Here is an 8512-nt window from a genome sequence, read left to right on the forward strand (position 1 = left end):
GCGGCGGCGCCGGGCGGCTGGAGGACTTCCCTCCGGCGGTCGCGGCCGGCGCCGACGCCGTGCTGGCGGCCAGCGTGTTCCACTTCGGGACGCTGAAGATCGCCGAGGTCAAGGAGACGCTGCGCGCGGCCGGGCATCCGGTACGCGGGTAGCCGCGGTTCCGCTCGAAGGCGGCTCCCCACGGGTGGTGGGCCGGGTTCTACGGGAAGCCCCTTCGAGCGGCACCGACCGGCCCGGTGCCCGGCACCGGACCGCTCACCCCCTGAGGCACGCCCGACCGACCCGCCCGCCCCTGAGGCACGCGCGATCGACCCGCCCGCCTTTGGGACACGCCCGTCCGATCCGCCCGCCCACCCCCGAAGGGGGTGGCTCCCAAGGGCCCTCAGCCCGTACGGGCCGTCGTCTGGCGAACCGCCGGCACTGTCCCCCCTAGAACACCCGCATGTGGTGAAAAAGCTCGTATCCCGCGTCCTTGGCCGCGAACGCCGCCGCCTCCGACCGCTTCACCGCCAGGTACGCGCTGCGCCGCAACGGCCCCAGCGCCTCCATGAGCACCTCGTCCGCCTCCAGCGCGTCCAGCGCCTCGTCCAGGGACGCGGGCAGCCGCTGGTACCGTCCGGGCCGCGTGTCGGGGTCGACGTCGACGGCCTCGCCCGGGTCCAGCTTGCGGCGGATCCCGTCGAGCCCGGCGTGGATGACCGCCCCCAGCGACAGGTACGGGTTGGCCGAGGAGTCCGACGGCTTCAGCTCCAGGTTCGGTTCGCCGCTCTCGCCCAGCGGGGAGCAGATGCGCACCGCGGCCTCGCGGTTGTCGGGGCCGTAGACCGCGTACGCGCTGGACCACATGCGCGGCGCCAGCCGCCGGAAGCTGTTGACGCTGCCGCACGTGATCGCGGTCAGGGCGGGCAGGTGCGCCAGCAGGCCGCCGATGAAGCACTCGCGCAGCTCGCTGTCGTCGGCGAACAGGTTCTGCTCCTCGCGCCACAGCGACAGGTGCAGGTGCGCGCCGTTGCCGGACTGGTCGGCCAGCGGCTTGGGGGCCAGCGACGCCCACATCGACATGCGCATGGCGACGCCGCGCACGGTCTCGCGGTACAGGACGTGGTTGTCGGCGGCGCGCAGCGCGGGCGCGTGGCGCACCGACAGCTCCTGCTGGCCCGGCCCCAGCTCCGGGTGGTAGTGCTCGACGCGCAGCCCCTGGGTCTCCAGGGCGCGGATGAGCTTGATGGCGTAGTCGTGCGCCGTGTCGAAGCCCGTGCCCGCGTAGCACAGCGAGTCGTCGAGCGGGATCAGCCGGTCGTAGCCGCCCGTGGGGTCGGGCAGGCGGCGGCCCAGCGTGAACTCCGGCTCGAACGCGGCCAGCAGCGTGTAACCGTCGTCGGCCAATGCCGCGACGGCGTCCTTGAGGAACGTGCGGGCGCACGCCTCCCATGGCGTGCCGTCGGGGTTGCGGAGGTCCGACAGCATCGCCGCGGCGCCCGGCGCGTGAGGGAGAGGGACGAACGTCGAGGGATCGGGAACGATGCGCACCTCGCCCACCGGACCCATGTACTCGACGTCCTGCAGCTGGTCGAGCATGTTCATCGCCATCATCGCCACCGTGTGCCCGATCCCGCTGCCCAGCCGTTCGGCGAGCCGCGACCGGGACGACGCCTTGCCACGGATGACGCCTCCGTGGTCGGCGTACATGAAGCGGATCAGCTCGATGCCCTCGAGCTCGGCGCGTTCCAGGATGCGCCGGACGTGGCGATCAGGCTGATTGATCTTGGTGGCGCTCGGGCGATCTGTCATCCTGCCTGCGTAACACGATCTGGCTACGCGGGGAAGCTTCTGACGCAGACAGGACCGTACCTCACGGCAGCACGTTGGTGAAGAACACGGCCAACTGGTTGGCGCCTTGGACGATCCCGTCGAAGACGCCGTTGACCGCGGACGCGGCCTGGGCCGGCCGGGTGAACAGATAGAAGATCACGAACGCCACGAGAACGTACGTGACCACCTTCTTGACCTGCATGGGGGCCTCCTGCAGTCCATTCCCAGCCGTATATACCCGGATCTGGGCGATCCTTGGCATCTTCTGTGAAGACGTTCTTGATCCTAACCGGGGGGCTCGTTTCTCACGCCATGGTAGAGCGAAGAGGTGTCCGCGACGCCCCTACCGAACCCCAGATGTTGCCGGTAGCGCTCAGATACCGAGTTTGGCGCTGCGTAGCCGGGCGACGGCGTCGGCGTCGCCGTTGAGCTCGACCTTGGCGTGCTCCTGGCGGCCGAAGCAGAACAGCACCAGCTCACCGGCCCGGCCGGTCACCTCGACCTTGGGGCCCTGCTGGGCGCCGCCGAGCGTCACCCCGCCGCCGAGCCGGTGCAGCACCACGCCGACGGGTGACTTGCGCAGCATCAGCTTGCCGCCGCCGGCGACCCGCTTCCACAGCAGCTCCTCCAGGTCGGCGGGCAGCTCGCGGGGCTCCCAGCCGGGCTGGGCGCGGCGCACGTCCTCGTGATGGACGAAGTACTCGATCGTGTTGACGGCGTCGTCGAGGAAGGACAGCAGGCCGTACACGCCGCCCGGCTTGCGCACGAGGCCGACCAGCTCGGGGTAGGGATGCTTGGCCTTGAGCCCGTTCTGGACCGAGGCGGTGTAGCCGGCCAGCGGTTTGAGGGCGATGCCGCCCATCGCGTCCGGCCTGCGCTCGCGAAGCACCAGGTGAGCGGCCAGATCGTAGGTGGCCCAGCCCGCGCAGAGCGTGGGGGCGTCGGGGCCGAGCAGGTCGAACAGGTCGCACAGCGCGGCGCGTTCGCTACGAGCGTGAGTCACTCGGTCAAGCCTACTCGCGGGAATAACAAGTTGATCCCCCGTGATAGGGACATAAGGAGAAAACTGGACGGGGGAAGGGCAGCTTCGAGTGGCGAGCAAGGTCACCTCGGCCGTCATGCGTCAAGGACTGGGCGTCCTTGGGGTGGCCGTTCGCGCGGAGAAGGCGGTGTTCGCCGCGGCCGTCCTGGCCAGCGGCCTGTACGGCGGCATGACCGTCGCCTCGGCCTGGGCCCTGGGCTGGGCGACGGAGAACGTCGTGCTGCCCGCCTTCGACAAGGGCGACGTCACGGCGGGGGCGCTGTGGACCGCCGTGCTGCTCATCATGGGCACGGCCCTGCTGAAGTCGATCGGCGTGGCCGGCCGGCGCATCCTGGCCGGGCTCCTGCAGTACAGGATGCAGGCCAGCTCCCGGCGCGCGGTCACCCGGCAGTACCTGCGGCTGCCGCTGTCGTGGCACCACCGGCACCCGACCGGGCAGCTGCTGTCCAACGCCAGCGCCGACGCCGAGGCCGCCTGGGCGCCGCTGGCGCCGCTGCCCATGGCCGTCGGCGTGATCGTCATGCTGTTCACCGCCGCGATCGCGATGCTGTTCACCGACCTGGTGCTCGCCCTGGTGGGCTTCCTCATCTTCCCGGCCATCGCCGTGCTCAACCTCGTCTACCAGCGCAGGCTCAGCCCGCTGGCCACCCGCGCGCAGCAGCTGCGCGCCGAGGTCAGCGAGATCGCGCACGAGAGCTTCGACGGCGCGCTCGTCGTCAAGACCCTCGGCAGGGAGGCGCTGGAGACCGAGCGCTTCCAGCGGCGCGCCCACGAGCTGCGCGACGCCAACATCGCCGTCGGCCGGGTCCGCGGCCTGTTCGACCCCATGCTGGAGGCGCTGCCCACACTGGGCGTGCTCGCGGTGCTGGGCGTCGGCGCGCTGCGGCTGTCCACCGCCTCGATCGACTCCGGCGAGCTGGTGCAGGTCGCCTACCTGTTCACGCTGCTGGCCTTCCCGATCAGGGCGCTCGGGTGGGTGCTGGCCGAGCTGCCGCGCAGCGTCGTCGGCTGGCAGCGGGTGCGGGCCGTGCTGGACGCGGAGGGCTCCATGGCGTACGGCGAGGCCGCGCTGGAGCAGGCCGCGCCCGCGAACCTGGAGATCTCGGACGTCTCCTACGCCTACGGCAGCGCCCGGGTGCTGCACGAGGTGAGCTTCGACGTGCCGCCCGGCCGCACCGTCGCGCTGGTCGGCCCGACCGGGTCCGGCAAGTCCACGCTGGTGCAGCTGCTGGTCCGGCTCGTCGACCCGGCCTCCGGGCGGGTGCTGCTCGACGGCGTGGACGTGCGCGAGCTGGCCTACGGGACGCTGGCCGGCTCGGTGGCGCTGGTGCCGCAGCAGACGTTCCTGTTCGACGACACCGTGCGCGGCAACATCGCGCTCGGCCTGGACGTGCAGGACGAGGACGTGTGGGCGGCGCTGCGCCTGGCCCAGGCCGACGGGTTCGTCGGCGCCCTCGGCGACGGCCTGGACACGCGGGTCGGCGAGCGCGGCACGACCCTGTCCGGCGGGCAGCGCCAGCGGCTGGCCCTGGCCCGCGCGCTGGCCCGCCGGCCGCGGCTGCTCATCCTCGACGACGCCACCTCCAGCGTGGACCCGCAGGTCGAGGCCAAGATCCTGCAAGGGCTGCGCGGGGCGGCCGCCAGCGTGGTCGTGGTCGCGTACCGGATGGCCACGATCGCGCTCGCCGACGAGATCGTCTACCTCGACCGCGGCCGGGTCGTGGACCGGGGCGGCCACGAGGAGCTGCTGGCGCGCTGCGAGGGCTACCGCAACCTCGTGACCGCCTACGAACGCGAGGAGGCCGAACGGGCGGCCATCGAGGTCGAGGAGGTCGGCGCGTGAGTTCCAGCACTGAGGCCGCGGTCATCAGGAGCGACGCCGATCGCTCGGCGCTGGCCACCATCCGCCACGGCCTGTCGCTGACGCCCGAGTTCCGCACCGGCCTGGCCGTGACGCTGGCGCTGGCCGTCGTCGCCACCATCGGCAAGATCATCGTGCCGATCGCCGTCCAGCAGACCATCGACACGGGCCTGAAGACCGGCACGCCCGACCTGCCCTACATCTGGCGGGCCGTCGCCCTGTGCGCCGCCGCGGTGGTCCTGACGGCCCTGGCCGGGTACGTGATGAACGTCCGCCTCTACAAGGCGACCGAGTCCTCGCTGGCCACGCTGCGCGTGCGCGGCTTCCGCCACGTGCACGACCTGTCGGTCCTCACCCAGAACAGCGAGCGCCGCGGCGCCCTCGTCTCGCGCGTCACCAACGACGTCGACCAGATCAGCACGTTCATGCAATGGGGCGGGCTGATGATCATCGTGGCGTTCGGGCAGGTGCTGGTGGCCAGCGTGCTGATGTTCGTCTACTCCTGGCAGCTCACGCTGCTGGTGTGGGCCTGCTTCGTCCCGCTGGTGATCGCGCTGCCGAGGTTCCAGCGGTGGCTGTCGCGCGCCTACACCACCGTGCGCGAGCGCACCGGCGACATGCTGGCCGCCGTCAGCGAGTCGGTCGTCGGCGCCGCCGTCATCAGGGCCTACGCCTCCGAGCGCCGCACCGCCGACCGCATCGGCACGGCCGTGGACGCCAACAAGGCGGCGCAGATCAAGGCGCAGACGATCGTCGGGTTCGTCTTCCCGCTGACCGAGATCGTCGCCGCCCTGGCCGTCTCCGGGATCGTCCTGCTCGGCGTCCGGCTCGGCCTGTCGGGTGACATCACGGCCGGCAAGCTGGTGGCGTTCCTGTTCCTCATCACGCTGTTCGTCTCGCCACTGCAGACCGCCACCGAGGTGCTCAACGAGGCGCAGAACGCCGTCGCCGGCTGGCGGCGCATCCTCGGCGTCCTGGACACCCCGCCGGACGTGGCCGACCCCGGCGAGGCCGGCGTGGAGCTGCCGCGCGGGCCCATCTCCGTCGCCTTCGAGCACGTGCGCTTCGCCTACCCCGGCGGCCCTCCCGTGCTGCGCGACATCACGCTCGCCATCCCGCCGCGCTCCCGCGTCGCCGTCGTCGGCGAGACGGGGTCGGGCAAGACCACGTTCGCCAAGCTGCTCACCCGGCTCATGGACCCGGTCTCGGGGCGGGTCACCGTCGACGGCCACGACCTGCGCGACGTCCGCTTCTCCTCGCTGCGCTCGCGCATCGTGATGGTGCCGCAGGACGGGTTCCTGTTCGACGGCACCTTGGAGGAGAACGTCCGCTACGGCCGTCCCGCCGCCACCCGCGACGAGATCGTGCTGGCCATGACCGAGCTGGGCCTGGCCGACTGGGTGGAGGGCCTGCCGTCGGGCCTGGACACGCCCGTCGGGCAGCGCGGCGAGTCGCTGTCGGCGGGGGAGCGGCAGCTCGTCGCGCTGGCCCGCGCCTACCTGGCCGACCCCGACCTGCTGCTGCTCGACGAGGCCACCTCGGCGGTGGACCCGGCCACGGAGGTGCGGCTGGCGCGGGCGCTGGACGGCGTCACCCGGGGCCGCACCGCCGTCTCCATCGCCCACCGGCTGTCCACGGCCGAGAACGCCGACGAGGTGCTGGTCTTCGACGCGGGCGAGCTGGTGCAGCGGGGGCCGCACGCACAACTGGTGCGGGAGCCGGGCGTCTACGCCGACCTGCACGCCTCGTGGGTGTCGGCGGCCCACTCCTGACCCGGGCGATCACTCGGGCAGGTCGCCCGGGGGCGGTCAATCCGCGGTGGCGGCGAAGCGGACGCTGGTGCCGCCAGGGCCCGAGACCACCGTCACGTGCAGGCACAGCAGCCGCGTCAGCCACAGCCCCCGCCCGCGCGGCTCGTACCCGGACGGCGCCCGCGACGCGCTGATCCAGCCCAGCGGCAGGCCGGGACCGTCGTCGGTGACCTCGCACCAGAACAGGTCCTCCTGCCACCACAGCCGCAGCCGGCCGCTGCCGCCGCCGTGCAGCACCGCGTTCGTGGTGATCTCGTTGACGGCCAGCACGAAGTCCTCCAGCCGCCGGCCGGCCAGCCCCTCGCCGGCCGCGTGCTCGGAGACCGACCTGCGCAGGGCCGTGATGCACCCCCGCGCGAACGTCGCGCTGAGAACCTGCTTATACATCGCCGACCTGGCGTACGGTGACCGCTTCGTCGGCCCTGATCAGCCGCAGCACCCGCGCCACCGGCCGGCGGCACAGCACGACCGTGGCGCGCCCGGGCCTGGCCAGCGCCGTCACCGCCATGAGCTGCGCCGAGCCGGCGTCGATGAAGCCGAGGCCCGTCGCGTCGATGACCACGTCCCCGGCCACCGGCTCCAGCTGCGCCAGCACCGAGGCGAACGCCGGCCGGTTGGTCACGTCCACGTCGCCCGACAGCCGCAGCCCGGCCGGCTCCTCCAGGTTGGTGTAGCGCAGCAGCGCCTGCTCGGGCGCGATCGGGTGGATGGCGGCGGCGCGGTCCATGGTCTCCGACGGGAACAGGTGGCGGTCGTACTGGCACACGGCCGCCAGCCACCGCTCGCCGAACAGCGCGTTGGCCGCCGCCTCGAACGCCTCCCGCGCCCGGCCGTCGCGCAGCCCCCACGAGGCGTCCACCAGCGCGTAGACGCCGTGACAGCCCATCTCGCGGGCCTGCTCGCCGGCGGCGACGAGCTCGCCGAGCAGCCACTCGTGATCGGCGGGCCCGCCGGCGGTCGCCGTGTCCGCCTCCTCGGCGGCGGCGCAGGGGGTGGCGGGCAGGATGGTGACCCGCCCGGCCGCCTCCTCCGAGGCGAACCCCGGCACGAGCGGCGCCAGCCACTCCCGCGTCCGCTCCGGCGAGTCGGCGTGGGTGATGATCACCACTTTGGTGCGGCGGCGCAGCCCGTTGGCGGTGAACACCCGTGTGGCCGCCATCCGCTCCCGCTCACCGAGGAACGGCAGGCAGACGTGATCACCCAGATCGGGGTCGAGGACCGAGCCCGTGACCTTCACCACGCCCCCTCCCAGCCGCGCGTCGGACAGAAAATACTCCGCGGCGGCCCATCACGTAATGCGTTCTCAGCAAAACGCTCGGTAACTCGCCCTGGACGGGTGTACCTTTTCCGCGGGGCCGCTAGTGGGCGGAGTCATAGGAGCATGGGCGTGGATGTGCTGGAAATGACGCGGCGCCGACATGGCGAGCTCGTGGTCGTCAGCCTCGCGGGAGAGGTCGACGCGGACAACGTCTCCAAAGTCCGCAGATGTCTCGACGAGGCGGTCGCGACGCACGGGCCCCGCCTGGTCGTCGATCTGAGCAACCTGACCTTCATCGACACGACTGGCCTGGGGGTGCTGGTGCGGCAGCTTGCCACCCTCAGGGAGCGTGACGGCACGATGAGCCTGGTCGCCACGGACGGTCAGGTGCTCAGGCGCCTTCGCAGGACGAACCTCGCACCGTTGTTCCCGATCTACGAGACGTTGTCGCAGGCACTCGACTAGCGACCGGCCGGCAGCGACCGGCAGCCGGGCGGAAACGCCTGACCGAGCCACCTGGGCGCCCCGTACGGCCCTGACGCCCAGGTGATCCGGTCAGCCGCCGACGCTCCGGCACGACGCCGGTCCGGCTGCACGGCCGGAGCTTCCGGGGGGCACGCGAAAGCGCCTCGCAGTGCGAGGGGGGAACGAACGGCCCGCCGCGTGGGCAGGACCCGCGGGTAGTAGACGTGCGTGGTGACGCGCCGCGCCGCCAGATGGGCGGCGAG

Annotated in this window: 8 protein-coding genes and 1 pseudogene; 4 read left to right on the forward strand and 5 right to left on the reverse strand. The window is 72.3% G+C overall.

The window, feature by feature from the left end:
• Positions 1 to 152 (forward strand): annotated as a pseudogene (locus KME77_RS29330) (imidazole glycerol phosphate synthase subunit HisF); the annotation flags it as partial.
• A 277-nt stretch (positions 153 to 429) separates the two neighbouring features.
• Here KME77_RS29330 and KME77_RS15675 read toward each other — a convergent pair.
• From KME77_RS15675 to KME77_RS15685, 3 genes are all read right to left on the reverse strand, one after another.
• Complete coding sequence (locus KME77_RS15675; RefSeq protein WP_219467599.1) at positions 430 to 1791, reverse strand: glutamine synthetase family protein; 1362 nt, start codon at positions 1789 to 1791, stop codon at positions 430 to 432.
• 61 nt (positions 1792 to 1852) lie between these two features.
• Complete coding sequence (locus KME77_RS15680; protein WP_219467602.1) at positions 1853 to 2014, reverse strand: cytochrome c family protein; 162 nt, start codon at positions 2012 to 2014, stop codon at positions 1853 to 1855.
• Between the two features lie 171 nt (positions 2015 to 2185).
• On the reverse strand, positions 2186 to 2815 hold the full coding sequence (locus KME77_RS15685; RefSeq protein ID WP_219467606.1) for a TIGR03085 family metal-binding protein: 630 nt from the start codon (positions 2813 to 2815) through the stop codon (positions 2186 to 2188).
• A 115-nt stretch (positions 2816 to 2930) separates the two neighbouring features.
• Between KME77_RS15685 and KME77_RS15690 the strand changes: the two genes are divergently transcribed.
• A complete protein-coding gene (locus KME77_RS15690; RefSeq protein ID WP_219467622.1) occupies positions 2931 to 4697 on the forward strand; it encodes an ABC transporter ATP-binding protein in 1767 nt (588 codons plus the stop codon).
• The gene (locus KME77_RS15695; protein ID WP_219467608.1) at positions 4694 to 6487 is read left to right on the forward strand and encodes an ABC transporter ATP-binding protein; all 1794 of its coding nucleotides are present in this window, start codon (positions 4694 to 4696) and stop codon (positions 6485 to 6487) included. The genes KME77_RS15690 and KME77_RS15695 overlap by 4 nt, the downstream gene beginning before the upstream one ends.
• 36 nt (positions 6488 to 6523) lie before the next feature.
• Here KME77_RS15695 and KME77_RS15700 read toward each other — a convergent pair whose 3' ends face one another.
• Both KME77_RS15700 and KME77_RS15705 read right to left on the reverse strand, forming a co-directional pair.
• Positions 6524 to 6913, reverse strand: coding sequence for an ATP-binding protein (locus KME77_RS15700; protein ID WP_219467612.1), 390 nt, complete (start codon positions 6911 to 6913; stop codon positions 6524 to 6526).
• The gene (locus KME77_RS15705) at positions 6906 to 7766 is read right to left on the reverse strand and encodes an MEDS and STAS domain-containing protein (RefSeq protein ID WP_219467615.1); all 861 of its coding nucleotides are present in this window, start codon (positions 7764 to 7766) and stop codon (positions 6906 to 6908) included. Before KME77_RS15705 ends, KME77_RS15700 begins: the two co-directional genes overlap by 8 nt.
• A gap of 147 nt (positions 7767 to 7913) precedes the next feature.
• On the opposite strand from KME77_RS15705, the gene KME77_RS15710 reads away from it, so the two are divergent.
• Positions 7914 to 8249, forward strand: coding sequence for an STAS domain-containing protein (locus KME77_RS15710; RefSeq protein ID WP_219467617.1), 336 nt, complete (start codon positions 7914 to 7916; stop codon positions 8247 to 8249).
• Positions 8250 to 8512 lie beyond the last annotated feature (263 nt).

The organism is Nonomuraea rhizosphaerae, assembly GCF_019396405.1.
In the GTDB taxonomy this organism is placed as follows: domain Bacteria; phylum Actinomycetota; class Actinomycetes; order Streptosporangiales; family Streptosporangiaceae; genus Nonomuraea; species Nonomuraea rhizosphaerae.